Source organism: Rhizobium ecuadorense (genome assembly GCF_001187535.1).
GTDB lineage: Bacteria > Pseudomonadota > Alphaproteobacteria > Rhizobiales > Rhizobiaceae > Rhizobium > Rhizobium ecuadorense.
The window spans coordinates 162,826-186,796 of record NZ_LFIO01000023.1; the positions used below are offsets into that span (position 1 = coordinate 162,826).

23 protein-coding genes and 2 pseudogenes are annotated in these 23,971 nt (G+C 60.5%); 7 read left to right on the top strand and 18 right to left on the bottom strand.

Going from position 1 to position 23,971, the window contains the following annotated elements; genetic code table 11:
* The first annotated feature begins 1 nt into the window (after position 1).
* Complete coding sequence (locus AF337_RS01495) at positions 2 to 895, top strand: LysR substrate-binding domain-containing protein (protein ID WP_049730743.1); 894 nt, start codon at positions 2 to 4, stop codon at positions 893 to 895.
* A 23-nt stretch (positions 896 to 918) separates the two neighbouring features.
* Here the strand turns inward: AF337_RS01495 and AF337_RS01500 are convergent, their stop codons facing one another.
* Positions 919 to 2,502 carry a peptide chain release factor 3 gene (locus tag AF337_RS01500; RefSeq protein WP_049730744.1) on the bottom strand — a complete coding sequence of 528 codons (1,584 nt, stop codon included), beginning with the start codon at positions 2,500 to 2,502 and terminating at the stop codon, positions 919 to 921.
* Positions 2,503 to 2,592: 90 nt separating this feature from the next.
* Here AF337_RS01500 and dut point away from each other — a divergent pair, with 90 nt between their 5' ends.
* The gene (gene dut / locus AF337_RS01505) at positions 2,593 to 3,063 is read left to right on the top strand and encodes a dUTP diphosphatase (RefSeq protein ID WP_049730745.1); all 471 of its coding nucleotides are present in this window, start codon (positions 2,593 to 2,595) and stop codon (positions 3,061 to 3,063) included.
* A complete protein-coding gene (locus tag AF337_RS01510) occupies positions 3,063 to 3,962 on the top strand; it encodes a GNAT family N-acetyltransferase (protein WP_049730746.1) in 900 nt (299 codons plus the stop codon). The genes dut and AF337_RS01510 overlap by 1 nt, the downstream gene beginning before the upstream one ends.
* A 72-nt stretch (positions 3,963 to 4,034) precedes the next feature.
* Here the strand turns inward: AF337_RS01510 and AF337_RS01515 are convergent, their stop codons facing one another.
* Complete coding sequence (locus tag AF337_RS01515; RefSeq protein ID WP_049730793.1) at positions 4,035 to 4,499, bottom strand: Lrp/AsnC family transcriptional regulator; 465 nt, start codon at positions 4,497 to 4,499, stop codon at positions 4,035 to 4,037.
* 112 nt (positions 4,500 to 4,611) lie between these two features.
* Between AF337_RS01515 and AF337_RS01520 the strand changes: the two genes are divergently transcribed.
* On the top strand, positions 4,612 to 5,514 hold the full coding sequence (locus AF337_RS01520; RefSeq protein WP_049730747.1) for a DMT family transporter: 903 nt from the start codon (positions 4,612 to 4,614) through the stop codon (positions 5,512 to 5,514).
* A 46-nt stretch (positions 5,515 to 5,560) separates the two neighbouring features.
* Here the strand turns inward: AF337_RS01520 and AF337_RS01525 are convergent, their stop codons facing one another.
* On the bottom strand, positions 5,561 to 6,079 hold the full coding sequence (locus AF337_RS01525; protein WP_049730748.1) for a Dps family protein: 519 nt from the start codon (positions 6,077 to 6,079) through the stop codon (positions 5,561 to 5,563).
* Positions 6,080 to 6,312: 233 nt separating this feature from the next.
* On the opposite strand from AF337_RS01525, the gene AF337_RS01530 reads away from it, so the two are divergent.
* The gene (locus AF337_RS01530) at positions 6,313 to 6,930 is read left to right on the top strand and encodes a LysE family translocator (RefSeq protein WP_049730749.1); all 618 of its coding nucleotides are present in this window, start codon (positions 6,313 to 6,315) and stop codon (positions 6,928 to 6,930) included.
* Positions 6,931 to 7,074: 144 nt separating this feature from the next.
* Complete coding sequence (gene cysK, locus AF337_RS01535; protein WP_049730750.1) at positions 7,075 to 8,037, top strand: cysteine synthase A; 963 nt, start codon at positions 7,075 to 7,077, stop codon at positions 8,035 to 8,037.
* Positions 8,038 to 8,180: 143 nt separating this feature from the next.
* On the opposite strand, the pseudogene AF337_RS46425 reads toward cysK, so the two are convergent.
* The 11 genes and pseudogenes from AF337_RS46425 to AF337_RS01590 form a co-directional block, all read right to left on the bottom strand.
* Positions 8,181 to 8,282: pseudogene (locus tag AF337_RS46425) on the bottom strand (ATP-binding protein); the annotation flags it as partial.
* 254 nt (positions 8,283 to 8,536) lie between these two features.
* Positions 8,537 to 9,043 (bottom strand): hypothetical protein, encoded by a 507-nt coding sequence (locus AF337_RS41595; RefSeq protein WP_152970857.1) that lies wholly within the window; start codon positions 9,041 to 9,043, stop codon positions 8,537 to 8,539.
* Positions 9,044 to 9,831: 788 nt separating this feature from the next.
* Entirely contained in the window at positions 9,832 to 11,037 is a 1,206-nt protein-coding gene (locus AF337_RS01550; protein ID WP_063844300.1) for a phospholipase D family protein, read from the bottom strand.
* A 37-nt stretch (positions 11,038 to 11,074) separates the two neighbouring features.
* Complete coding sequence (locus AF337_RS01555; RefSeq protein ID WP_049730754.1) at positions 11,075 to 12,337, bottom strand: PIN-like domain-containing protein; 1,263 nt, start codon at positions 12,335 to 12,337, stop codon at positions 11,075 to 11,077.
* A 116-nt stretch (positions 12,338 to 12,453) separates the two neighbouring features.
* Entirely contained in the window at positions 12,454 to 13,509 is a 1,056-nt protein-coding gene (locus AF337_RS01560) for a PIN domain-containing protein (protein ID WP_049730755.1), read from the bottom strand.
* Between the two features lie 59 nt (positions 13,510 to 13,568).
* A pseudogene (locus AF337_RS01565) lies at positions 13,569 to 14,098 on the bottom strand (magnesium chelatase domain-containing protein); the annotation flags it as partial.
* A gap of 21 nt (positions 14,099 to 14,119) precedes the next feature.
* Positions 14,120 to 15,652, bottom strand: a complete 1,533-nt coding sequence (locus tag AF337_RS01570) for a YifB family Mg chelatase-like AAA ATPase (protein WP_049730757.1) — start codon at positions 15,650 to 15,652, stop codon at positions 14,120 to 14,122.
* Positions 15,653 to 15,828: 176 nt separating this feature from the next.
* Entirely contained in the window at positions 15,829 to 16,776 is a 948-nt protein-coding gene (gene gshB, locus AF337_RS01575; protein ID WP_049730758.1) for a glutathione synthase, read from the bottom strand.
* 84 nt (positions 16,777 to 16,860) lie between these two features.
* On the bottom strand, positions 16,861 to 17,883 hold the full coding sequence (locus AF337_RS01580; RefSeq protein ID WP_049730759.1) for an ABC transporter permease: 1,023 nt from the start codon (positions 17,881 to 17,883) through the stop codon (positions 16,861 to 16,863).
* Positions 17,867 to 19,387, bottom strand: a complete 1,521-nt coding sequence (locus AF337_RS01585; RefSeq protein WP_049730794.1) for a sugar ABC transporter ATP-binding protein — start codon at positions 19,385 to 19,387, stop codon at positions 17,867 to 17,869. The genes AF337_RS01580 and AF337_RS01585 overlap by 17 nt, the downstream gene beginning before the upstream one ends.
* A gap of 156 nt (positions 19,388 to 19,543) precedes the next feature.
* Positions 19,544 to 20,527, bottom strand: a complete 984-nt coding sequence (locus tag AF337_RS01590; RefSeq protein ID WP_049730760.1) for a sugar ABC transporter substrate-binding protein — start codon at positions 20,525 to 20,527, stop codon at positions 19,544 to 19,546.
* 328 nt (positions 20,528 to 20,855) lie between these two features.
* Between AF337_RS01590 and AF337_RS01595 the strand changes: the two genes are divergently transcribed.
* A complete protein-coding gene (locus tag AF337_RS01595) occupies positions 20,856 to 21,878 on the top strand; it encodes a LacI family DNA-binding transcriptional regulator (RefSeq protein WP_049730761.1) in 1,023 nt (340 codons plus the stop codon).
* 19 nt (positions 21,879 to 21,897) lie between these two features.
* Here AF337_RS01595 and AF337_RS01600 read toward each other — a convergent pair whose 3' ends face one another.
* The 4 genes from AF337_RS01600 to AF337_RS43515 all read right to left on the bottom strand — a co-directional run bounded on the left by AF337_RS01600 (position 21,898) and on the right by AF337_RS43515 (position 23,948).
* The gene (locus AF337_RS01600) at positions 21,898 to 22,401 is read right to left on the bottom strand and encodes a cupin domain-containing protein (RefSeq protein WP_049730762.1); all 504 of its coding nucleotides are present in this window, start codon (positions 22,399 to 22,401) and stop codon (positions 21,898 to 21,900) included.
* Positions 22,402 to 22,517: 116 nt separating this feature from the next.
* On the bottom strand, positions 22,518 to 22,886 hold the full coding sequence (locus AF337_RS01605) for a YraN family protein (protein ID WP_049730763.1): 369 nt from the start codon (positions 22,884 to 22,886) through the stop codon (positions 22,518 to 22,520).
* Positions 22,876 to 23,793 carry a 16S rRNA (cytidine(1402)-2'-O)-methyltransferase gene (rsmI, locus tag AF337_RS01610; RefSeq protein ID WP_049730764.1) on the bottom strand — a complete coding sequence of 306 codons (918 nt, stop codon included), beginning with the start codon at positions 23,791 to 23,793 and terminating at the stop codon, positions 22,876 to 22,878. Before rsmI ends, AF337_RS01605 begins: the two co-directional genes overlap by 11 nt.
* Positions 23,790 to 23,948, bottom strand: a complete 159-nt coding sequence (locus AF337_RS43515) for a hypothetical protein (RefSeq protein WP_167347720.1) — start codon at positions 23,946 to 23,948, stop codon at positions 23,790 to 23,792. The genes rsmI and AF337_RS43515 overlap by 4 nt, the downstream gene beginning before the upstream one ends.
* Between the last annotated feature and the right edge of the window lie 23 nt (positions 23,949 to 23,971).

Consider the following 23,971-nt stretch of genomic DNA (forward strand, 5'->3'; position numbering starts at 1 on the left):
GATGGCGCTCTTCAATCTCAACGACCTGCATCTCTTCGTGCAGGCGGTCGACAGCGGCAGTTTCACGGCGGCGGCGAGACATCTCGGCATGCCGAAATCGACAGTCAGCAAGCGGGTTGCGGAGCTGGAAGGTCGGCTTGGCGTGCGGCTGATCCAGCGCACTTCGCGAAGCTTCGCGCTGACCGAGCTCGGCCGGGAATTCTTTCAGCACGCACAAGCCTCGATCATCGAGGCGGAGATGGCCGAGGGCATCGTGCGGCGGCATCTGGCCGAGCCCGCCGGCAGCGTTCGCCTGACGGCCTCGGTGCCGACGGCGCAATTCACCCTGACGGAGCATCTGCCGGCGCTGGCGGCGCGCTATCCGAAGCTCCGGCTTTCCATGCATGTGACCGACCGTTTCGTCGATATCGTCCAAGAAGGCTTCGACATCGCGCTGCGCAGCCACCGCGCGCCGCTGCCGGATTCGGCGCTGGTGCAGCGCAAGCTTGCCAGCCACCCTTTCTTCATTCTCGCCTCGCCGGATTATATCCGCGCCCATGGGCAACCGCGCCGCCCGGAAGACCTGACGCAACACGCCACGATCATGACCAGCCTGACCGACAATCAATGGCGGCTCTATTGCGATAACGGCGAAGAGGCGCTGGTCACGCTGCAGTCCGTCATGGCGGCGGACGAACCCTTTGTGCTGATGGAAGCGGCGGCGGCCGGGCTCGGCATCACCTGCCTGCCGACATCGGTCTGCCGGCAAGCGCTGGCGACCAGGCGGCTGGTGCGGCTGCTGCCGGACTGGACGGCCGGCAGCATCGAGACGACGATCCTGATGCCGCACCGGCGCGGCCAGCTGCCGGCGGTGCGCGCCGTCGTCGATTTTTTGGCGGAACGGCTGGCCGGCTAGAACTGCAAGAATGTATTCGGGTATCACGCCGCCTTGGCGGCGTGATATTCCTTGATGGCGACCATCTTGATCGCCGGATGGCGTTCGGACTCGTAACGCAGCGAGAACCCGTCCTGGGCGAGGAAGACCGGATCGCCGTCGAGATCGCGGGCGATATCGCCGCGTTTGACGGTGAGGAATTTTTCCAGATCGGCCGGCTGATCGGCGGAGATCCAGCGGCAGACGGAGAAACGCGACATTTCGAAGGAGACCGGCAGGCCGTATTCGGCCATCAGCCGCTCCTTCAGCACGTCGAGCTGCAGGGCGCCGACGACGCCGACGATCGCCGGCGAACCGTCCTCCGGCGAAAACAGCTGGACGACGCCTTCCTCGGCCATCTGCTGCAGGGCTTCCTTCAGCTTCTTCGCCTTCATCGCGTCTTCCAGGCGCACGCGGCGCAGAATTTCCGGCGAAAAGTTCGGCACGCCCTGGAAGACGAGGGCTTCGCCTTCGGTCAGCGTATCGCCGATGCGCAGCGTCCCGTGATTGGGAATGCCGACGACATCGCCGGCATAGGCGGTGTCGGCAAGCTGGCGCTGCGAGGCGAAGAAGAATTGCGGCGCCGTCAGGCCGAGCTGCTTGCCGGTGCGGGCAAGCCTTGCCTTCATGCCGCGCTCGAGCTTGCCGGAGCAGATGCGGGCAAAGGCGATGCGGTCGCGGTGGTTGGGATCCATATTGGCCTGGATCTTGAAGACGAAGGCGGTCATCTTGTCGTCGGTCGCGTGCACGGTCCTGGTATCGGCGACCTGGTCGCGCGGCGGCGGCGCAAATTCGCCGAGCGCGTTGATCAGGTCGCGAACGCCGAAATTGCGCAGCGCCGAGCCGAAAAAGACCGGCGTCATATGGCCTTCCAGGAAGGAGTCGCGGTCGAAGGGGCGGCAGGCCTCGATCGCCAGCTCCGTCTCCTCGACGAAAGCCCGGCGCTCGTTTTCCGGCAGCCTGTCGGCAACAGCCTGCGGACCGTTGACCGGCGTTCCCTCGATTTCGGTATCCGAGCCGCGCACCGTGTTGGCGGCAATATTGTAGGAGCCGCAGAAGGTCTTCGAGCGGCCGATCGGCCAGGTGATCGGCGCCGTATCCAGCGCCAGCTTCTCTTCCACCTCGTCGAGGATTTCGAAGGGATCGCGGCTTTCGCGGTCCATCTTGTTGATGAAGGTGATGATCGGAATATCGCGCATGCGGCAGACTTCGAAGAGCTTCAGCGTACGCGGCTCGATACCCTTGGCGGCATCGATGACCATGACCGCGGCGTCGACGGCCGTCAGCGTGCGATAGGTGTCGTCGGCGAAATCCTCGTGACCCGGCGTGTCGAGGATGTTGAAGACATTGTCGTTATATTCGAAGGTCATCACCGAGGTGACGACGGAGATGCCGCGCTCGCGCTCGATCTTCATCCAGTCAGAGCGCGTCTGCATGCGATCCTTCTTCGCCTTGACTTCGCCGGCAAGCTGAATGGCGCCGCCGAACAGCAGCAGCTTTTCGGTGAGCGTCGTCTTGCCCGCATCCGGGTGGGCGATAATAGCGAATGTGCGGCGGCGGGAAACCGCCTCGGCGAGACTTTCGGCCATACTGTGAATCCTGTGGAATTGCCGCGTATCTAACGATTAAAGCCCGGCTTTGCAATTGACCTTACCCTTTCGCGCGCAAAGTAATGGGCCATGACCATTCATCACGACACGCGCCCGGCGCTGAACCTCATCCGCCTGACCAATGGCGAAGGCCTCGACCTGCCCGCCTATGAGAGCAAGGGGGCGGCCGGCATGGACCTGCGCGCCGCCGTCGATGGCGACACGCCGCTGACGCTGCTGCCCGGCAAACGGGCGCTGGTGCCGACCGGCTTCATCTTCGAAATCCCCGAGGGTTTCGAGGGCCAGGTGCGGCCGCGTTCCGGCCTTGCCTTCAAACACGGCATCACCTGCCTGAATTCGCCCGGTACCGTCGACAGCGATTATCGCGGCGAGGTGAAGGTGCTGCTCGCCAATCTCGGCGAGGAAGCCTTCATCGTCGAGCGCGGCATGCGTATCGCCCAGATGGTGATCGCGCCGGTGACCCAGGCGCGGGTGGCCGAGAGCGCCACCGCCAGCGAGACGACGCGCGGCGCCGGCGGCTTCGGCTCTACCGGGGTGTGATGGCCAAACGCCTCGACAGCGCCGGCCTCACCTTTCGGCAGGATTATTTCGGCGACCCGGTCGGCTGGGCGGCCTTGGTCCGCCTGCTCCAGGATATTTTCGGCATCGATATCGGCCCGCTGCAGCAGCTCGGCGGCCCCGACCCCAGCAGCATGCCGTTCGGCTGGTTCGATGCCGAGGGGGGACTTGCGGCCAATCTCTCGGCTTTTGCGCTGCCTTTCGTCCTCAACGGCCGGATCGTCCATGCCGCCGGGCTGCAATCGGGCGCCGTGCGGCCGGCATGGCGCGGGCGCGGGCTCTACCGCGACCTCACGGTGAAGGCGCTCGACTGGTGCGAGCGGCAGGGTTTTGAAGCCGTCATTCTCTATACCGATAAACCGTCGCTCTACGAGCCCTACGGTTTTCGGGTCATACCGCAGCATCGATATGAGGGAGCGGCACCAGACCCCTCGATTTTTTCAGGACCCGCCCGGCTGCTTGCGCCGACCGATGCTGACGATCTTGCCCTGCTGCAATCGCTGCTGCAAGCGCGAACCCCGGTTTCGACGTCGCTCTCGGTCACCGTCAATGCGGCGATGTTTCTCATCAACACCCAGCTCGATCCCGATGTCCGCGTCAGCTTCCTGGAAGACCGGCAGGCTGCGATCGCCTGGAAGATGGATCAGGCCGGCCGCTTCCGCCTTCTCGATGTCGTGGCGGCGGAGATCCCGTCGCTAGCCGCGATCCTCGGCGGGCTCGACATCGCCGCCGCCGCCGTCGAGGTGCTTTTCCGTCCCGACAAGCTCGGCTGGGCGGGAACTCCGCAGCCGGTGGAAAGCGGCACCGTGTTGATGCTGCGCGGGCTCGGCGATGAGGCCCCGCATTTTCCGGCGATGCTGTCGCCGATGGCGGATTTCTAAAGCTCTTTGTTTTGATGCATGTCGTTGGGAATCGCTGCACACTTCCGGGCGACATGCACTCGTTCGCCGAGTTTACTTTTTCCGAGACAGCGGCGGCAGGCGGCGTTTGACGGGCGAGGCTTTGATCATCGCGGTGTTGGTTTCCGCCCGTTCGGCGACCTTGTCGAGTAGGCCGTCGAGCTCCGCCATCGAGCGGATGACCAGGCGGGCGATAAAACAATCCTCGCCGGTCACCTTGTCGCATTCGACGATTTCGGGAATCTCCTGGATGAGCCGCTCGACGAAATGCAACTGCCCGGGCAGCGGCCGCACACGGACGATCGCCTGCAGGGGATAGCCGACGGCGGCGGGGTCGAGATCGATGGTGAAGGCCTTGATGACGCCGCGCTCCTCCAGCCGCCTCAGACGCTCGGCCGCACTTGGCGAGGAAAGCCCCACCTGCTGCGCCAGCTCCTTCAGCGAGATACGGGCATTGCCGGCCAGCGCTCCCAGGATGGCCTGATCGGTTTCGTCGAGCGACTGCACATCGTTAGCCATGGCGTCCGTCATTCCTCACATGATTAGGCAAATTTGATAATCTTCCTTCCTATTCTTATATAAAATCGGTCACAGCCGCAATATTATGACGCCATCGAAAACGGAGGCGATCATGAGCGGCGACATCAAAAGAGGCACGGCGGAGATGACGGCAGCGATGCTGATCTCGGGGACGATCGGCTGGTTCGTCGTCATGTCGGGCCAGCCGGTCAGCGGCGTGGTTTTCTGGCGCTGCCTGTTCGGCGCGCTGACCCTGCTCGTCATCTGCGGCGCCCTCGGGCTGCTGCGGCCCGGCATCCTGACGCTGCGCACCTTCGGCATCGCCGTCTTCGGCGGCATCGCCATCGTGTTGAACTGGCTGCTGCTGTTTGCCTCCTACTCGCATGCGACGATCTCGATCGCCACGACCGTCTACAACACCCAGCCCTTCATGCTGCTGGTGCTCGGCGCGCTGTTTCTCGGCGAGAAGATCACCGCGACCAAGCTGTTCTGGCTGGTGCTCGCCTTTGCCGGCATGATGGCGATCGTCCAGGCGAAACCGGGCGGGAGCGGCGATACATCAGAGGGCTACGGCCTCGGCATCCTGATGGCGCTGGGCGCGGCCTTTTTCTATGCGCTGGCAGCGCTTGCCGCGAAATGGCTGAAAGGCACGCCGCCGCATCTGATCGCGCTGATCCAGGTCGCGACCGGCATGCTGATGCTGGCGCCGATGACCGATTTTTCGCATCCGCCCGTGGATCTCGGGACATGGGCGATCCTTGTTACCGTCGGCGTCGTCCATACCGGGCTGATGTATGTGCTGCTCTACGGCGCCATCCAGAGGCTGCCGACGCATCTGACCGGCGCGCTGTCCTTCCTCTATCCGATCGCGGCGATCCTCGTCGACCGGCTGGCTTTCGGCCACGCGCTGCAGCCGCTGCAGATCGCGGGCGCCGCAATCATCCTCATTGCCGCCGCCGGCATGAACCTCGGCTGGAGCCCGAGATGGCTGCGGCCGCGGGCGCTCCAGAGCTGAAGCCGACGTGCCGGGGGCACGCCGGTTTGCCGACCTTATCTCCGTGTCACCTCTGGGGGCGCGTCGTCTCGAACAGGAACCAGGTGCGGCGCTCGGACTCGTCGATCCAGTTCTCGATCAGGCTGGCGGTGGCGACATCATTGTGCTTGTCGCAGAGATCGTGCACCTCGCGCAGCAGCGAAACCAGCTGGCCATTGTTCTCGCGCAGCTCCGACAGCATGTCCTCGGCCGTGACGAAATCGGCGTCATTGTCGGCAATGCGCTGCTGGCGGGCGATCTGGCCGACGGAGCGCAGCGTCACGCCGCCGATCTTGCGGGCGCGCTCGGCGATGTCGTCGGTCATGGCGAAGATCTGCTCTGCCTGTTCGTCGAGCAGCAGGTGGTAGTCGCGAAAATGCGGGCCGGACATGTGCCAGTGGAAGTTCTTGGTTTTCACATAAAGCGCGAAGACATCGGCAAGCAACGCGGTCAGCGCCGCCGAAATATCGGTGACGGCGTTGGTCGGCAGGGTGGACGGCGTCTTGAGCGGCTGGAGCCTGCGGGTTTCGGCTGAGGTCGGGGACATCAATTCTCTCCTTGGTGAGGAAATCTCGAGAGCGCCGCGCGCCTTTTCGAGAGGCGCAAAGGGTGCGGATGGCGCGCGTGCAGAGAGAGAACTAGCAAGGCCGGATCGCTTTCCAAGTGGATCATGGTGCCGCAGACCTATTCCTGATGGTGATACACCGATCAGCGCCAAAGCATTGATGAGGCCGCAACACACGCCTATAGAGAGGCCACCCAATCTCATGGATATCAAAGATGAGCCTTACCGCCCTGATCGCCTATGCCGGAGCGCTGTTCATCGCCGCCGCCATCCCCGGGCCGGGGATTACCGCGATCGTCGCCCGCGCGCTCGGCTCGAATTTCCGTGAGACCTTTTTCATGGGCCTCGGCCTGGTGCTCGGCGACATGACCTATCTCACCGCCGTCATCCTCGGCCTGGCCTTCGTGGCGCAGACCTTCACCGAGGTGTTCATCGCCATCAAGATCGCCGGCGCCCTCTATCTCGGCTATATCGCCTGGAAACTCTGGACGGCGGGGCTGCTGCCGCAGGATATCGCGGCGAAGAAATCCAGCAATATCGGCCTGTCCTTCCTCTCCGGCCTGCTGGTGACGCTCGGCAATCCGAAGACGATGCTGTTTTATGTCGCGCTGGCACCGACGCTGATCGATATCGGTCATATCAGCTTGCGCGACTACGCGATGCTGCTTGCGGTGACCTTCGTGGTGCTGATCGTCGTGCTGGTGCCCTATATGCTGCTGGCCTCGCGGGCCCGGACGATGCTGAAAAAGCCGCGCGCCCTGCAGGCGCTGAATAGGGTGGCGGCCGGCATCCTGGCCGGCACGGCGGCCTTCATCGCCACGCGGGCGGCCTGAAATAAACATCCGGCAAGAAACGGTTTTCAAAGCTTTTTTTCTCCGCGCCCCGCTCTCCCGGCATGAACGCGGTCTAGCCTCTTCAGGCCTTTGACCCTATTCTCCTCCTCGATTTCAGAAGCAGAATTTCAAAGGGAGGCACTCATGTCGCACAAGCCCGGCCGCGGCCGCATCTATTCCTCGATCACCGAGACCATCGGCAACACGCCGCTCGTGCGCTTCGACAAGCTGGCGCGGGAAAAGGGCGTGGTGGCGAACCTGATCGGCAAGCTCGAATTCTTCAACCCGATCGCCTCGGTCAAGGACCGCATCGGCGTAGCGATGATCGAAAGCCTGGAAGCGCAGGGCAAGATCACCCCGGGCAAGACGGTGCTGATCGAGCCGACCTCCGGCAACACCGGCATCGCGCTCGCCTTTGCCGCCGCCGCCAAGGGTTACCGGCTGATCCTCACCATGCCGGAAACCATGTCGGTCGAGCGCCGCAAGATGCTGGCGCTGCTCGGCGCCGAGCTGGTGCTGACCGAGGGACCGAAGGGCATGAAGGGCGCCATCGCCAAGGCCGAGGAGCTGGCGGCATCGCTGCCAGACGCCATCATTCCGCAGCAGTTCGAAAACCCGGCCAATCCGGAAATCCACCGTAAGACGACGGCCGAGGAAATCTGGAACGACACCGACGGCACCGTCGACATCCTCGTCTCCGGCATCGGCACCGGCGGCACGATCACCGGCGTCGGCCAGGTGCTGAAGAGCCACAAACCCGAAATCCAGATCATCGCCGTCGAGCCCGCCGATTCACCGATCCTCTCCGGCGGCAATCCCGGCCCGCACAAAATCCAGGGCATCGGCGCCGGCTTCGCCCCCAAAATCCTCGATACCGGCATCTACGACGAAGTGGTGACCGTCACCAATGACGAGGCCTTCGAACAGGCGCGCCTCATCGCAAGGCTCGAAGGCGTGCCGGTCGGCATCTCCTCGGGCGCGGCACTGGCCGCCGCCATCAAGGTCGGCAGCAGACCGGAGAATGCGGGGAAGAATATCGTCGTGATCATTCCGTCCTTCGCCGAGCGTTATCTCTCGACGGCATTGTTTGAGGGGCTGGGGAGCTGAGATTGGCTTTGGCGGGTGGCTTTCCGGTTATTTTTCTGCAGAGCATCGGGGCGCTTTCGGCGCCCCTTCGTTTTACGCCGTTACCTGCATCCAAAGCCACAGAGTCTCCAATCGCAGTCGGATGAAAAGTTCCGTGGCAGGTCAAGTTCGGCGGCCGAAAGCGGCGGCAGGATCGACGGCAGCCGCGACGCCAGCATCGACTTGCCGGAGCCGGGCGGGCCGACCATCAGACAATTATGACCACCCTGGCGAAGAAGGCTTCCGCCATCTCCGCAGTGCGTACGTTCCCCATGAAAGCACGCATCGAGGAAACAGTGGTGAACGGGTCGGGTGAAGCTCCTTTCGAGCGGCAAGCGTTTCCTCGCTGGAAGCTGTCTTCACCTGTGTGCATATGTCATCGTCTTCGTCCTCACATCGCTTAACGAGCACGATCCGGTCACTTCGAGCCCGCGCAAGAACCATTATTTTATGAGAAAATGGTATATTGGCATTCGCCAGCTCAAATATTTCCCAAGTTACAACATCCATAACCATTAGTCATATAATTAAGCGGCTTGTCAGATACAGTATTGCAGTTAGTACAAGATATTGTTCTATGCTCATTTCTAATCAATTTGTTTCCAAGTAATGTATGAACGATAAATGATCGAGAATGATTTCCGTATTTCATTGCTGTATAAACAAAATCAGAAAACTCTAACCGTTTTCCGCAGTTTCCACAGTCGTGCAGCTCTAGGTAAAATTCCTCATTATTTAGAATACCCGGCCGCAGATCAAGCATCAATTCGATTTTTTTGAGATCGAAAACGTCTGATTTCGTAAACCTATCAGCCCTGAAATTCGAAAGCAAAAGTGCAAATTCCTCCGGAAGAACAGTCGAAACCTTGTCGTAATCTAAAGATTTGTTCTTCTTTCCATAGGAACTAATGCTCGGAATATTGGGTTTGTTGCTATCAACCGCTTTTTCATTGGTCGAGCTATCGTTTGCTGATTTGTCCTCGGTCATGGCGCACCCTTTTAGAGACATTCATGTCGTTTTTACAATTTAGAATATTGTCATAAATAGAAAATTTATTCAACTGCTCGTACTCATTGGCAAGAATTTTGTGCGGTGTCGAAACTATACAGTCGCCGGCAAGAGTTAAGCCTCAGAGTGCTGAGCAGCCTATAGGAGATGTGTGCTCTGCCGCGGAAACTAATTCTCGGACCGGCTGCTGCCCGGAAGCTCTAATGCTCCCAAAAGCGGACTGTTTACGGGCGCTTTACCAGCTCGCACCTGGTTCGATTAGGAGCGCGGAATTGGAACATTTTACGAGGTGGTGGAGACGGTGCACTTCCCGGAAAAGCGCGAGGAGGCGGTGCATATAATCGAGAAGCTGAATTTCTCGCTTCTTCTCTCGCTCCGTACCCTCGAGTTTCGGGTAATACGTGATGACCTGTGTCACGTCGTCGTAGTCGATTTTGCGGCATTATGGAGCAGTTGCCGCACTTGCTCCATAATGCTGCAATACTCTGCGGAGTACATTCTCACGATCATTATCGTCAATCAGAAGAGACCTTCCTCATCGCTCTCGATCTTGGAGACCGCCATGCGCTTCTGGGCTTCTGGTGATTATGCCACTTTTTAGGTGATCATGTCTTCCATGACGGCAAATGGGATGAAAGGTAGCTGGATGCAGACTAAATTAATGTATCACAACATTTGCAGCTTATGACATCCTGGCGGACATCGCGGTTCGCTCGGCACGCAATGCCAAGGTGCACATCGTCACGTACTGATACCTGACGCCGTCATTATCCCAGGTCACGCCAGTAGGCATAGTTGAAAACGGCATCAAGTTCTGCAAAGCTGCTTAGCCCCAAGTCCCTACGGACTTTGGCAGCTTCGGCGCAGAATAGGGCATAAGCCTCGCCATTAGTGTTTCGCTTTGTTGGCAGTTCGGGAAAAGTACTTATTCCGGCCAGCCCCATGCCCGAAACAGAGTTTCGGTTCATGACAGCGTATCGTTTGTCGTCAAGCAGGTGCAATATCTCCGTAATGACATTCGTGCCGGCGCGATCGACAGCCTCAAAACTGGTTATCAGGTGGTCGAATAGGACCGCGGAGTTACTGTCTTTGAGTTTGAATAGAGATCGAACTCCTTCTCTAAACCCCTCGCGCGAGAGGGCCACGATGGTCTTACCTCTTTGAAGACCACCGGAATGCATAGTCGAGATGAGTCGCTCGTACTGATCGAGAAATTTCTGGGACGTCATTCGTCGTTCTGAAGCGAGGCCCTTGAGTATTTTTAGGCCCTCACTGCGATTAGTCGCTCTGCGGTGCACTGCGCTTGCGAAACCCTCATCGGAGGCATCCGCCTTCATTTCTGCAAGTATTTTGGAAAGCGTTTCTAATCCACCGCTGGGGCTTACGGCGGCGCGTTCTGCCCGCCGACGCGCCATCGCCATTTGTCGGGAATAGATGGCATGGCGTCGCGCGTATTCCGCGACAATTTCGTCCGTCGCCTCGACAATTTCGCAATCGTCTAAAAGTACATTTATCCAGCCTTCGATCTGTCTGCCCAACTCTTTTGCGCCGCTATCGAAAGCAACTGAGAGTTCATGGTTAGTGGCGAGTCCTCCACTGGTCATGTTCGCGGAACCCACTATCGCATTAGCTCCGCCGGAACCCTCAAAAAGGTAGAGCTTTGGATGGAAGGTAGATTTTCTTTCCAGATTGCCGATATAAACCTTAACATTACCGTGGTTCTTCAGTTTCAGAAGCTTCTCTATAACCGTCGGCTCGCTTTGGTAGAAGTCGATGCCAATCACGAAGACAGCGCTCATTCCCTTGTCGATACGGCTCCGCAAGTCGGCAGCAAAACGGGAGAAGCCGCTCTCCTTCGCGAATGCCACCATGCAAGTAAAGCGCTTTGCGTCCTTGAGGCGTGTCTTGATCTCACTTCCATGGTTGTGTGTCTCGTTCCAAAGAAGAGTTGGGTGCGTAGCAGAAATAGGCATCAGAGGGCGATCAAAACATCAGTTAATACAGCACATGTTAATGCGTTCGGTCTCCAGCTTCCAGCTCCCCGATAGACAGGCCCGATGTACCCGCGCTGTCGCATTCTGCCGAGTAATCAATAATATATAGACCGACGGGGAGGGGCGTTCCATTTGTACTGGATCGCAGATGAACGTTGAAGTCAAACGTTGTGCCAGTCCCTGCATGAATTACAAGAGGTGGGCAGTTGTCTGGCGCTGAAAGCACGCGCGCACTTACAGCTGGAACCGTACCGAGCTGTGGATCGAAACGTCCACTACCAGTCATCGCGTTCACCTCACGCAGTAGCTGAATTTCAAGAAAGCCGTAATTCTCGCGTTGGTCGGCGTGTATCGGAGACTGTTCGACTTCGACCGCTGGAGCATATATGGTACGCTTTCGCGCCCTTCGGGCGTCCAACTCCCTTATCTCCTCGACCGCTTCCTCGTTAACCGACCGCCCCGCTTGCTCGGCGGCGATCCTCAAAAAGTGTTCTGTCTGGTAGAGGTATATCTGCTGTCCGCTCGTTACGAAAAACTCTTCGACAAGCTCTTGGCGTGGTCCCAATGTCTTGCCGTATTCCCGTTCCCACCAATCCTCCTTCCGTTCCGACGTCACATGTACGATTGGTGACCCAGCTTCCTTTGCGAATTCCATAAGCTGCGACCAAAGGAGAAAATCGCCATACTTCTTGTCCTCGTCCTTCTGACCGTCCTCATAACCGGGAGGAATTTTCGCCTCGAAGCGCCGCTTCCCTTCCTTGCATAGCTCAGCATATCTCTCTGGCGACATGGCTGGGCCGACACGGCCATCGAACAACCTTAATATACGTTCGAGGACTGGGTCTTCTTCAAGGTAGTTGGGATGCTTTTGGGCGGCCTCCTCCATGTCAGCGCGCGCTTCATTTATAGCTGAAGTAATTGCGGTACTGAGGGCATCCAGAGCAGGACGAGGCACTAACCTAAAGCCCCTCAGTTTGCCCACTCCACCAGTCACCGATTTGTCAAGGTCATCGATGGCCGAAGTGGCCTCTCGGAACGTCTGCTCTGAAGAGGCAATGACTTTCTTGCGGTTCCTGAAAAACTCGATCGCCGCTTGACGCGGAATCCAAATGCGACCAGCAAACGATTCTAATGCGACTAGAATGCTCTCGCATGTCGCGGAATGATAGCGGTATAGATCGAGAAGCACATTCGCATCGACAGTCAAAATACCGTCTTTCCACAACTTTTGCGCAGCAGCGGCATTAGAGGATAAATACCAGGAGAATTCGTTTTTCATGATTCTACATTGCAGATCGTTATTCGTAACTCAACCTATTTTCTAACCCAGGCGTGCTCTTTGAATCCAATTCAACTTTCCGATGGCTGTAAGCCGCAAAGCGCGGCAACTCAGATTTACTTGTACGTTTCGTACGGATGTAGCTTAACATACTGGAAATCGGCATTCCGTGGGCTGATCGTTTCGATCTTTTCAGGTGCACCGTTATCGTCGACAGAAATGGCAATCGAAATCTCGAAGTCGAATTCGATTTCCGTCTCACCTTCTACCTCCCGCCATGGAATGAGGACTTTGTCTTCGGAGTCATAAGAAGCTGTGTCCCAGTCGGGGTGGCTGTATTCAACATTGGCGGAGACCCGGACGGTTCCGACCACCAAGATGTCATCACCTTCCTCAACAGATCGGAAGGAAGTTATTTTGCCAATTTCGAGACCTAAGACCTGTACGTCGAAAATCTCCGAGTCCTCGACATCTCCCACTAACCCCCAAGCTTTTATTTCCTCGCCAACGAGAGTTACGAGATCATCAGACTTATCCTCGAGGAATTGAGCAACTTGCGGCGCTTCCATTTCGTAGCCGAGCGCTTTGAACAGCTCGGGCAACGATTTGATGATTTGGATGTATTGCTCCCCTTCGGCAGCTTTTTCGAAATCGCCGTCGTCCGAGACAATAATAACCTGATTGTGTTTCGATGCCGCCTGCTTGAGACATTCGAAAATGAAAGCGTCAGGAAATTGGTCCTTCTTACTCTCACCGGTGAACAGACCTGTCCCCGCCGCGTAGGTGTTGAAAACTGCTGAAGGCTTGACGTCATCGATGGCAAGATGGGTTGCGTCGAGGTTACCAAACATCGCTGCCACTGCTGCCAGGTATTTGCTTATTAGAATGTCCCAGAGTTCGGTCTTATTAATCTCGTCAATTTTCACACCGACAGTTTCGTCGATCAGCTTGCGAAAATGGGGACGTGCGATCTCCTTGATCACCTGATAGTCGTTGTCGGCGTGCTTCTTAGCCACTTCGGTAACTGTAAGGTCGGTCGTGAGAACAGTTATCATCCCGGCGTTCACCAGGTCACCTACGCGCTCCCATTCAGCTCCTCCCGGCGGCTTGCCCGCCCTAATGATAATGTTGGCATCGACAAACACTTGGGGAGCGTTCTTGGTCTTTTTCACGGGATAGCGACCTCAGAGCTGGAAACGCGAGAGTGACTTCAATTAATGTAGCACAACGTCAAGAGATTATGGCCGCCGGCGGCGGCCACTTCGAGCGCGCGCTTAGCGCTTTCCTGACCCTTGATTTCGGCCAGATCCGGCAGGTTGGCAGCATTGGCGCGGATCGACGCTTCCGGCCTGGACAGGACCTGCGTGCCGCGGAAATGATTGGCGAGGGCAATCAGGCTGCGGGGTGCGAGAATATCGACGTCGGCGCCGGCCCAGGCGGCTTCGGCGCCACTTTCGGCCGGGCAGATCAGCCCCTTGCCGAGCGCATTGGCGCCGATCGCGGCCGGCAGCGCGCCTGAAATGGCCGCGATCGTGCCGTCGAGATTGAGCTCGCCGACGACGACAAAATCAGACAGCGCATCGGCGGGGATGGCGCCGAGGGCGGCCATCAACGCAAGCGCGATGGGGAGATCGAAATGCGAGCCCTCTTTCGGCAGATCGGCTGGCGCCAGATTGACGGTCACCCGCTTGCCCGGTAGCTCCAAGCCGGAGGCGTGAAGGCGGCCTGCACGCGCTCGCGGATTTCGGCCATCGCCTCGTCGAGAGACGATCGCCCCTCTCCTTACACCGCAGCCGTCAGCCTTTCGCCAGCGATGCGGTAGGAAATCGCCTCGGCAAGATGCAAGCGCCCTACGGTCGGTTTGCCGTCGAGATCGGCGAGGGTGCGGGCGACCTTGAGGACGCGGTGGTAGCCGCGGGCGGAGAATTTCATTTTTTCGGCGGCGTCGCGCAAGAGCTGCAGGCCACTTGCATCGGGTTCGGCGAGTTTTTCGATCATCGCGGTGGAGCAGCGGGCATTGGTGCCGATGCCCTTGGCGCCGGCTGCCTCGAAACGCTGCTGCTGGATTTCGCGGGCGCGGGCGACGCGGCGGGCGGCATCGGCACTGGCCTCGGCCGCCATCGGCCGGATCAGATCGGCGGCGGAGACGGCCGGCACGTCGATGCGGATATCGATGCGGTCCATCAGCGGGCCGGAGATGCGGGCCTGGTAATCGCTCATGCAGCGCAGGCCGCGGGCGCAGGTATGGCCGGGCTCGCCGGCCATGCCGCAGCGGCAAGGGTTCATTGCCGCAATCAGCTGGAATTTCGCCGGATAGGAGACGCGGTGGTTGGCGCGGGCGATGACACATTCGCCGCCTTCGAGCGGCTGGCGCAGCGCATCCAGCGCCTGCGGGGTGAATTCGGGAAATTCGTCGAGGAAGAGCACGCCGTGATGGGCAAGCGAGGCTTCGCCGGGACGGGCGCGGATGCCGCCGCCGACGAGGGCCGCCATGGTGGCGGAATGGTGCGGCGTACGAAAAGGCCGGCGGTCGGACAGCTTGCCGCCGGAGAGCTGGCCGGCGATCGAATGGACCATCGACACTTCAAGCAGCTCGGCGGCCGAGAGCGGCGGCAGGATCGACGGCAGCCGTGCCGCCAGCATCGACTTGCCGGAGCCCGGAGGCCCGACCATCAGCAGATTATGGCCGCCGGCGGCCGCGACCTCGAGCGCCCGCTTGGCGCTTTCCTGGCCCTTGATCTCGGCGAGATCCGGCAGGTTGGCGGCATTGGCGCGGATCGATGCCTCAGGCCGGGTGAGCACCTGCGTGCCGCGGAAATGATTGGCAAGGGCGATCAGGCTGCGCGGGGCGAGAATATTGACCTCAGCACCGGCCCAGGCGGCCTCGGCACCGCTTTCGGCCGGGCAGATCAGTCCCTTGCCGAGCGCATTGGCGCCGATCGCGGCCGGCAGCGCCCCCGATATGGCGGCGATGGTGCCATCGAGGTTGAGTTCGCCGACGACGACATAATCCGACAGCGCATCGGCGGGAATGGCGCCGAGGGCGGCCATCAGGGCAAGCGCGATCGGCAGATCGAAATGCGAGCCCTCTTTCGGCAGATCGGCAGGCGCCAGATTGACGGTCACCCGCTTGCCCGGCAGCGACAGGCCGGAGGCGTGAAGGGCGGCCTGCACGCGCTCGCGGCTTTCGGCCACCGCCTTGTCGGGCAGGCCGACGATCTGCATGCCGATCTTGCCGGGCGCGACCATGATCTGGACCTCGACCGGCACACCTTCGATGCCCTGAAATGCCACCGTACTGACACGCGCGACCATATGCCCACCCCTTGCCCGCCAACTCTTATACCGCCTGCAACCCGTCAGGGCCAGCGGTTGCAATCTGGCATGGAAGCAAGAATAAAACAAGAACAATCAAGGAACATATTCAGGCATCTCCTGTGACCGGGGTTGTAGCCGATCACAGCAGGGCCGTGGGTCGCGGAACTTTCGGATCAGCCGCGCTTGCGCTCGATCGCATCCCAGAGCAGGCTTGCGATATCGGCGCCGCCGAACTTCTTGACCTCCCGGATGCCTGTCGGAGAGGTGACGTTGATCTCGGTCATGTAATCGCCGATCACATCGATGCCGACGAGCAGGAAGCCGCGTTCTCTCAGCGCTGGGCCGATGCGGTCGCAGATCTCCTGTTCACGCGAGGTCAGCTCGGTCGCCTCGGCGCGGCCGCCGACATGCATGTTGGAGCGGCTGTCGTGCTCGGCGGGCACGCGGTTGATGGCGCCGGCAAATTCGCCGTCGACCAGGATGATGCGCTTGTCGCCCTTGCGCACATCGGGCAGATATTGCTGGGCGATGAAGGGCTCGCGGAAAAGCTGGCCGAACATTTCGAGCAGCGAGGAGAGGTTGCGGTCGTCGCGGGTCGAATGGAAGACGCCGGCGCCGCCATTGCCGTAGAGCGGCTTCAGGATGATGTCGCCCATCTCGTCGCGGAAGCGGCGGATCTCGGCGGCATCCTTGGTGATCAGTGTCTTCGGCATCAGGTCGGCGAATTCGGTGACGAAGATTTTTTCCGGCGAATTGCGCACCCAGGCCGGATCGTTGACGACGAGCGTCTTCGGATGGATGCGCTCGAGCAGATGCGTCGAGGTGATATAGGCCATGTCGAAGGGCGGGTCCTGGCGCAGCAGCACCACATCCATGGTGGAGAGATCGACGCGCTCGGGCGCGCCGAGCTCGAAGTGATCGCCCTTGACGTCCTTCAGCAGCATCGGCTCGACGCTGGCATAGAGCTTGCCGTCGCGGAAGCTCAGGCGCTCGGGCGTGCAATGGAACAGCCGGTAGCCGCGCACTTGCGCTTCCAGGCTCATGGCGAAGGTGGAGTCGCCCGCAATATTGATGCCGGCGACATGATCCATCTGGACCGCTACATTGGTGATCTTGGCCATTTCCGTCCCTCGCTGAATGCCGGACAGATGTAGGTCGGCCCGGCATCAAACGCAATGCCGATCAAGGGCTTCCGGCGCTCGCGATCACCGTGTCTCGAGGATCCGCATCAGCCGGCCGCGATAGCTGTCGAGAATGACGGCAAGGACGATGACGGCGCCGATGACGATCGGCTTGATGTTGTCGTCGGCGCCCAAGAGCTGCAATCCGGTCGACAGGACCTGCAGAATGCAGGCGCCGACCAGCGTGCCGATGATCGAACCCTTGCCGCCCGACAGGCTGGTGCCGCCGATGATGACCGCGGCGATGGCGTTCAGCTCGTAGCCGATGCCGGCAACCGGGCTGCCGACATTGAGGCGGAGCAGATAGACCATGGCGGCGATGCCGGCCGTCAGCCCTGAGATGGTGAAGACGGCGATCTTGTATCGTTTCGGCTGGTGCCCGGACAGCCGAACGGCTTCTTCATTGGTGCCGATGGCGAAGACGAAGCGGCCGAAGACGGTGTAGCGCAGCACGAACCAGCCGATGAGGACGACGGCGACCGCAATCAGAAAGATCGACGGGAGTATGCCCCAGAAGATCAGGTTGCCGAAATCGACGAAGGGCTGCGGCAGGCCGGTGATCGTCGAATTGTCGCTGACCACGCGGGCCAGGCCGCTGGCGACGTTCAGCATGCCGAGCGTGACGATGAAGGAAGGAAGCTTCCACTTCTCGCAGATCCAGCCGTTGACGGCGCCAAGGAGAGCGCCGGTGCCCATCGAGGCAAGACAGGCGAGAACAATCGCCTGCCAGGGCGAAAACATCGGATTGATCATGATCGTTGCGCCGATCACCGTGCAAAGGGCAAGCAGCGATCCCACCGAGAGATCGATGCCGCCGACCAGGATGACGAAGGTCATGCCCGCGGCAAGCACGGTGTTGATGGCGATCTGCACGAAGATCTTCAGGAAATTCTCCGGCGTGGCGAAATAGGGCGCGGTTGCCGAGAAAAACGCCAGGATCAGGATGAGGGCAATGGCGACGCCCGCCTCCTTCATCGAGATCCGGATCAGCTTGTCCCAGAAGCGCGCCTCTTTTGCCTCGGTCTGTTTTTCAATGCTGGCGGACACGGCTGTACTCCTTGTAAGCGAGCGACAGGATCCTGCTCTCGTCAAATTGTTCCCGAGCGATTTCGCCGGATATCTTGCCGTCGGAGAAAACGATGATGCGATGGCAAATGCCCATCAGCTCCGGCAGATCCGAAGATACCACCAGCACGCCTTTTCCCTCGGCGGCAAATTTCCATAAGAGTTCATAGATCTCGGCCTTGGCGCCGACATCGATGCCGCGGGTCGGCTCATCGAAGATCAGCACCTTGGGGCCGCGGAACAGCCATTTGGCAATGACCACCTTCTGCTGATTGCCGCCGGAAAAGGTCCTGACCGCCTGGTGGATGGAGGGGGTCTTGATCCGCAGCTCGCGCACCAGGCGTTGCGAATGACCGTCCTCCGCTCTCCGGTTGATCAGGCCGTTGCGGGAGATCCTGGCGAGATCGGTGATGGTGGCGTTTTGGGCGCAGCTCATGTCGAGCATCAGGCCTTGCATCTTGCGGTCTTCGGTCGCCAGGCACAGCCCGGCCGCAACCGCATCCTTCGGCGAATTGATCTCGACCGGCTCGCCGTTCAGGCGGATTGCGCCTGAGGCCTTCAGGTCGGCGCCGAAGAGGGCGCGCACCGCCTCGGTACGGCCGCTGCCGACAAGGCCGGCAATGCCGACGATTTCGCCCTTGGCCACGGAAAAAGACAGTTCCGGGCTGTTGCGCGTCACCCTCAGGCCGGAGACACCGAGCGCTTCGCCGGATACCGTGCTGTCGCCTTTGAAGATGCCGTGATCGGCAAGCTTGCGCCCGACCATCAGTTCGACGATATCAGGAATAGCAAGCCCGGCCAGCGGCCGGGTGATCACATGCTGGCCGTCGCGCAGCACCGTCACATCGTCGCCGACTTCGAAGATTTCCTCCAGCCGGTGCGAGATATAGAGCGTGGTGACGCCGCGGCCCTTCAGCCGCTTCAGAATTTCGAACAGGCGATCGACCTCCTTGGAGGTCAGGGTCGCGGTCGGTTCATCGAGAACGAGAAGTTTGCTTTCGTAACACAGCGCCTTGGCGATCTCGACCAGCTGCAGTTGCGCAACGCTGAGGCTGCTTGCCAGCGTCGTCGGGGCGACATCGAGGCCGACCTCTTCGAGGAGTTCGGCCGCCCTGGCGTTCATCGCCTTGTAGTTTACCAGGCCGTATCGGCGCGGCAGATGCTCAAACAGCAGATTTTCCGCCACCGTCAGGTTGGATAGCGGATGCAGTTCCTGGTGAATGACGCGGATGCCGGCCCTGAACGCCTCCAGCGGCGAGGCCGGGTGATAGGGCTTGCCGTCGAACAGGATGTGACCGTCATCCGGCCTGAAGACGCCGCCGAGCAGGTTGATCAGCGTCGACTTTCCGGCGCCGTTTTCGCCAAGGAGAACATGCCCCTTGCCGCGGCCGATCCGCATCGAGACGTCCTTGAGCGCCACGACGCCCGGGAAGCGCTTGCCGATTCCTTCCAGCCTCAGGATGTCGTCATCTGCTGCGTCTGACACGTCGACCTCATGCACAATTAGGCGATCCTCCACGGAAGGCGCACCGGAGAGGCTCGAAACAAGCCTCCTCCGGAGCAATCAACGCGTCGATCGGTTGGTAGTCGTTGGCGCCGGCAGCAAGCCGGCGCCTCTTTGTCCTGTCGTCGGAAATCCCGATTATTTCAGATCGGCAGAGGTGACGAGCTTGACGTCGGTCTTGACCCAGCCGGTGAATTTTTCGCCGGCAAGTTCGCGCATGCCATAGTCGATGCCCATGACCGCCATCTGCGCGCCATACTGCTCGACGGTGGCGAGCATCTTGCCATCCTTGATCAGCGGCTGAACGGGCGGGATGTTGTCGAAGCCGACAACCTTGATCTTGCCGGCCTGGCCGGCCGCATCGAGAGCCTTGACGACGCCGAGGGCCATGGAGTCGTTGGCGGCCATCACGCCTTGAATATCCTTATACTTCGTCAGGAAATTGGTCATGACGGTGTTGGCTTCCTCGGTCTCCCAATGGGCAGTCTTGCTGTCGAGAAGCTCGAGCTTGCCCGATTTGACCGAGTCCACGAAGCCTTCCTTGCGTTCCTTGGCGTTGTCGGCCTCGGGGTTGCCTTCGAGGATGACCACCTTGGCGCCGGGTCCGAGATCCTTGGCCAGCGCATCGCCCGCAAGCTTTGCGCCTTCCTTGTTGTCAGGCCCGAAGAAAGCCAGGTCGATACCGGCCTTCTTCTTGGCATCGGCATCGAGCGGCACGTCGATGTTGATGACCTTGACGCCTGCCTTGACCGCCTTTGCCAGCGGCGTTGCCATCGCCTTTGAATCGGCGGGTGCGACGACGATGATATCGTATTTCTGGGTGACGAAGTTCTCGACCGCGTCGACCTGCGAGGCGAAGTCACGCTCGTCCTTCATGCCGACGGCTTTGAAATCGAACTTGTCCTTGTTCTCGGCCGCATATTTGTCGGCGCCGGCCTTCATCTGCTTGAAGAACTCATTCGACAAGGATTTCATGATCAGGCCGACCTTCGGCTTCTCGGCCGCAAAGGCCGGCGACACGCTGCAGGACAGCGCCAGCAGCAAGGTGCCGGCAAGGCCGACCTTCAAGGCCGCACGGCGCGGTGCATTGATCAAGACGGATTCGCGCTTAAAATTGGACATTTTTCCTCCTGAACGGCCCTCTGCTCAGCTCCATCTGAGTTGCCCCGCGGCAATGAACCGTTTCCAACGACAAATGGGTAACACGCCGTTGAGAATTGTCAAGCGGTCGAAAGCGCGCCAGCCAGAGGACTCAGGCGCCGTATCAAGCGCGTATTGACATATTCCTGATGAACCGTTTCCATGGTTCTCGGCAGGCTCTGCTGTCATATTCGGCCGACCGAGAGAGACGGCCTTTGACTAGAGACCTGAAGACCATTAGCTGGAAGCCTGGATCAGGCGCCTTCGGGCGCGTTGCTCAGACGAAGAATGAAGGGCATCTATTTCAGTCATGTCAAAGGTCGGGATCAGGGATGTTGCCAAGCTTGCGGGTGTTTCCACCGGCACCGTTTCTAGGGTTTTGAACGATCATCCCTCCGTGACCAAGGAGGTGCGGGCGCGCGTCGAAGGGATCATCAGGGACCTGGGTTACCTTCCCGACCCGTCGGCAAGAAGCATGCGCAGCAAGGTCAGCCGCCTGATCGGCATCGTCATCCCGGATCTGACCAATCCGTTCTTCTCCGAACTCGTGCAATCGGCGGAACAGGCGGCGGCCAATCACGGCTATAATATCATCGTCATGACCTCGCTTGATCATGCCGCCAAGGAAGCCGATCGGATCAAGCAGCTGACGAGCCGGAAGGTCGACGGCATCATTCTCGTTCCCAGCAATGACTTCCATACGATCAAACTGCCGAAAGGCTTGCCGATCGTCGTCGTCGACCGGCTTATGCCCGGATATTCCGGCATTGCCGCCGATCACCGCGCGGGCGTTCGCCTCGGCGTCGAGCACCTTCTGAAGCTCGGCCATCGCCGCATCGGCTTCATCTCAGGGCCCGGACATTCCGTCCCCGCGAACGACCGCCTCAGGGGTTATCTCGACGCAATCGAGCAGGCGGGGGAACAGGCGGACGGCAGCGCGAAAATGGCGGGACCGCCGCTGATTGCCGAGGCGGCCTTCGATTATGAGAGCGGCCGCTCGGCGGGAAACTATCTTCTGGCCCGCGCCCGCAACGAGCGGCCGACGGCGATCTTTGCCAGTTCGGACCAGCAGGCGATCGGCTGCATGCGGGCGGCGCATGATCTCGGAATTCCGGTTCCTGCAGCCCTTTCCATCGTCGGCTTCGACGGCATCCCGCTCGCCAGCATGACGACGCCGCGCCTGACAACGGTGAAGCAGCCGATCCAGGACGTCGCCGCCGCCGCGGTCGCCGTTCTGTTGAACAAGCAGACCGCGCCTGAGCTCGACAATCCGATCCTGTTTGCCTGCGAGGTTTTAGAGGGGGAAACGACCGCCCCGCCGCAGCCGGATTAGCGCTAACGGCCGGAAATTCTCAGGCGGCGATGCCCTGGTTGCCGCCATTGCGCAGCATATTGCGGAGGCGATAGGCGATCGCTAGCGGCTTGGGGAAAGGCTTGCGCAGGAAGGCGACCTTGCGGACATAATTGTCTACCCGCCAGCTCGCCCAGGTGCCGCCGGCGAAAAAAGCAACATCGCCGGCGCAGAGCGTGCGTTCGGTGCCGTCCTCGGCGGTGATATGGACCTCGCCTTCGAGGATCATCACGGTCTCGTCCCAGCCGAAATACCAGCGGAATTCGCCTGATGTGCAATCCCAGATCGCCGTCAGCGAGGCCTCGTCATGACCGCGCGAATGTTCGGCGGTGCGGGCCTGCGGATTGCCGCTGACGATCCAGTCCGGATTGATCGGCGTCGATTTCAGCGGCAGGAGATCGCTCGCATGCGCGACAAAGGATTTGCCGGCCGGCTTCGCCACGGCATAAGGCACCGAGCGCGCGGCCATGGCGACCGCACTTGCAAGCATCAGCTTCCAGGCCATGAACCAACCCCCAAATCTTTATCCCAACCGAGATTTGGGTAACAGACAGTCGTAAGAACCTGGTTCACGCCGGCGCTAAAATTTTAACGATCGGGAAAGCCGATGGTCGCAGGAGGTCAGAAGGCGTCGGGAAAGTGCCGCGGCAGCCGGCCCGGCATGACCGCGACGATATCATAACGCTGGGAAAGACGGGCCTGATCCGCCTGGCGGGCGAGCCAGAGATCGCTTGCCGCCCGTATGCGCTTCTGGGCGGCGGCGGAGACGGCGTCGACGGCCGCCGCCTCGCCATGGCGGGCCTTGACCTCGACGAAGACGGCGAGATCGCCCTTGCGGGCAACAATATCGATCTCGCCGAGGCGGGTGCGGTGGCGTAGTGCCAGGATGCGGTAACCCTTCAGCATCAGAAAGACGGCGGCGACATATTCCGACATCAGGCCCCGGCGCTGCGCTTTCCTTTTCAGGGCGGTGAGATCCCTATCGCCCATCGGCGCCCTTCAGTTCCAGCAGGCGCTGGTAGAGCACCTTGCGCGGCAGGCCGGTGAGACGGGCGGCCTCGGTCGCGGCCTTGGCCGTCGGCATGGTTTTTGCGAGATCGGCCAGCACAGCTTCGACATCGGCCTCCGGCGTTTCCACCGGCTCCGGCGGGCCGACGACGAGGACGATCTCGCCCTTGACGTTTTCCACCTGCTGGTAGTGTGCGGCAAGCTCGCCAAGCGTGCCGCGGCGGAACTCCTCATAGGTCTTGGTCAGTTCGCGGCAGACGGAGGCGGGCCGCGCACTTCCCAGCACGTCGGCGGCAGCAAGAAGCGTGGCGCCGATGCGATGCGGCGATTCAAAGAAGATCAGTGTCGCGGGAGCCGCGACGAGTTCGCCGAGACGGTCGCGGCGGGCCTTGTCCTTGACCGGCAGGAAACCGGCAAACAGAAAGGCATCGTTCGGCAGGCCGGAGCCGACAAGGGCTGCGAGCGGCGCCGAGGCGCCGGGAATGGGGATGACGCGGTAACCTGCCGCAATCGCCTGCTGCGCCAGCCGATAGCCCGGATCGGAGACCAGTGGCGTGCCGGCATCCGACACGAGCGCCACCGAGCGGCCGGCCTCCAGCGCCTGGAGGAGCCGCGGGCCGGCCTCGTCGGCATTGTATTCGTGATAGGCGAAGGGCCGGTTCTGGATGCCGTAACGGTCGAGCAGCACGCGGGTGACGCGCGTATCCTCGCAGGCGAGCACATCGGCGCCGGCCAGCGTTTCCAGCGCGCGCAGGGTGATATCGCCGAGATTGCCGATCGGGGTGGCGACCAGATAAAGCGCCGGCTCCAGCGGCCGCGCCGGCACCGCCATATTGTGCAGGCGGAAGCTTCGCCGGGTGGCGGCCTGCTCTGTCGTTTCCTCATTCATGCCATTTGCTTTCGTCCCGCCGTCATCGCGCCTTTATGGGCGAGCGGCACGGCTTCGGCAAGGGTTCGGATTTCTGTGAGAATTGCCCGGGAAAACCGCAAATGCAGGCGCTTGGCCCTCCATGCCTCTTGCAATCCGATGCTGAAGTCTGCCATTTTGCCCGTCCACTCCTCCGGTC

Coding starts and splice junctions, on each gene's coding strand:
- AF337_RS01495 (WP_049730743.1), top strand. CDS start 2: ATGGCGCTCTTCAATCTCAACGACCTGCATCTCTTCGTGCAGGCGGTC.
- AF337_RS01600 (WP_049730762.1), bottom strand. CDS start 22,401: ATGGCCTGGAAGCTGATGCTTGCAAGTGCGGTCGCCATGGCCGCGCGC.
- AF337_RS43515 (WP_167347720.1), bottom strand. CDS start 23,948: ATGGCAGACTTCAGCATCGGATTGCAAGAGGCATGGAGGGCCAAGCGC.
- AF337_RS01520 (WP_049730747.1), top strand. CDS start 4,612: ATGAGCGGCGACATCAAAAGAGGCACGGCGGAGATGACGGCAGCGATG.
- AF337_RS01590 (WP_049730760.1), bottom strand. CDS start 20,527: ATGTCCAATTTTAAGCGCGAATCCGTCTTGATCAATGCACCGCGCCGT.
- dut (WP_049730745.1), top strand. CDS start 2,593: ATGACCATTCATCACGACACGCGCCCGGCGCTGAACCTCATCCGCCTG.
- cysK (WP_049730750.1), top strand. CDS start 7,075: ATGTCGCACAAGCCCGGCCGCGGCCGCATCTATTCCTCGATCACCGAG.
- AF337_RS01605 (WP_049730763.1), bottom strand. CDS start 22,886: ATGGGCGATAGGGATCTCACCGCCCTGAAAAGGAAAGCGCAGCGCCGG.
- AF337_RS01530 (WP_049730749.1), top strand. CDS start 6,313: ATGAGCCTTACCGCCCTGATCGCCTATGCCGGAGCGCTGTTCATCGCC.
- AF337_RS01515 (WP_049730793.1), bottom strand. CDS start 4,499: ATGGCTAACGATGTGCAGTCGCTCGACGAAACCGATCAGGCCATCCTG.
- AF337_RS01500 (WP_049730744.1), bottom strand. CDS start 2,502: ATGGCCGAAAGTCTCGCCGAGGCGGTTTCCCGCCGCCGCACATTCGCT.
- AF337_RS01555 (WP_049730754.1), bottom strand. CDS start 12,337: ATGAAAAACGAATTCTCCTGGTATTTATCCTCTAATGCCGCTGCTGCG.
- AF337_RS41595 (WP_152970857.1), bottom strand. CDS start 9,043: ATGACCGAGGACAAATCAGCAAACGATAGCTCGACCAATGAAAAAGCG.
- AF337_RS01595 (WP_049730761.1), top strand. CDS start 20,856: ATGTCAAAGGTCGGGATCAGGGATGTTGCCAAGCTTGCGGGTGTTTCC.
- AF337_RS01510 (WP_049730746.1), top strand. CDS start 3,063: ATGGCCAAACGCCTCGACAGCGCCGGCCTCACCTTTCGGCAGGATTAT.
- AF337_RS01525 (WP_049730748.1), bottom strand. CDS start 6,079: ATGTCCCCGACCTCAGCCGAAACCCGCAGGCTCCAGCCGCTCAAGACG.
- gshB (WP_049730758.1), bottom strand. CDS start 16,776: ATGGCCAAGATCACCAATGTAGCGGTCCAGATGGATCATGTCGCCGGC.
- rsmI (WP_049730764.1), bottom strand. CDS start 23,793: ATGAATGAGGAAACGACAGAGCAGGCCGCCACCCGGCGAAGCTTCCGC.
- AF337_RS01550 (WP_063844300.1), bottom strand. CDS start 11,037: ATGCCTATTTCTGCTACGCACCCAACTCTTCTTTGGAACGAGACACAC.
- AF337_RS01570 (WP_049730757.1), bottom strand. CDS start 15,652: ATGGTCGCGCGTGTCAGTACGGTGGCATTTCAGGGCATCGAAGGTGTG.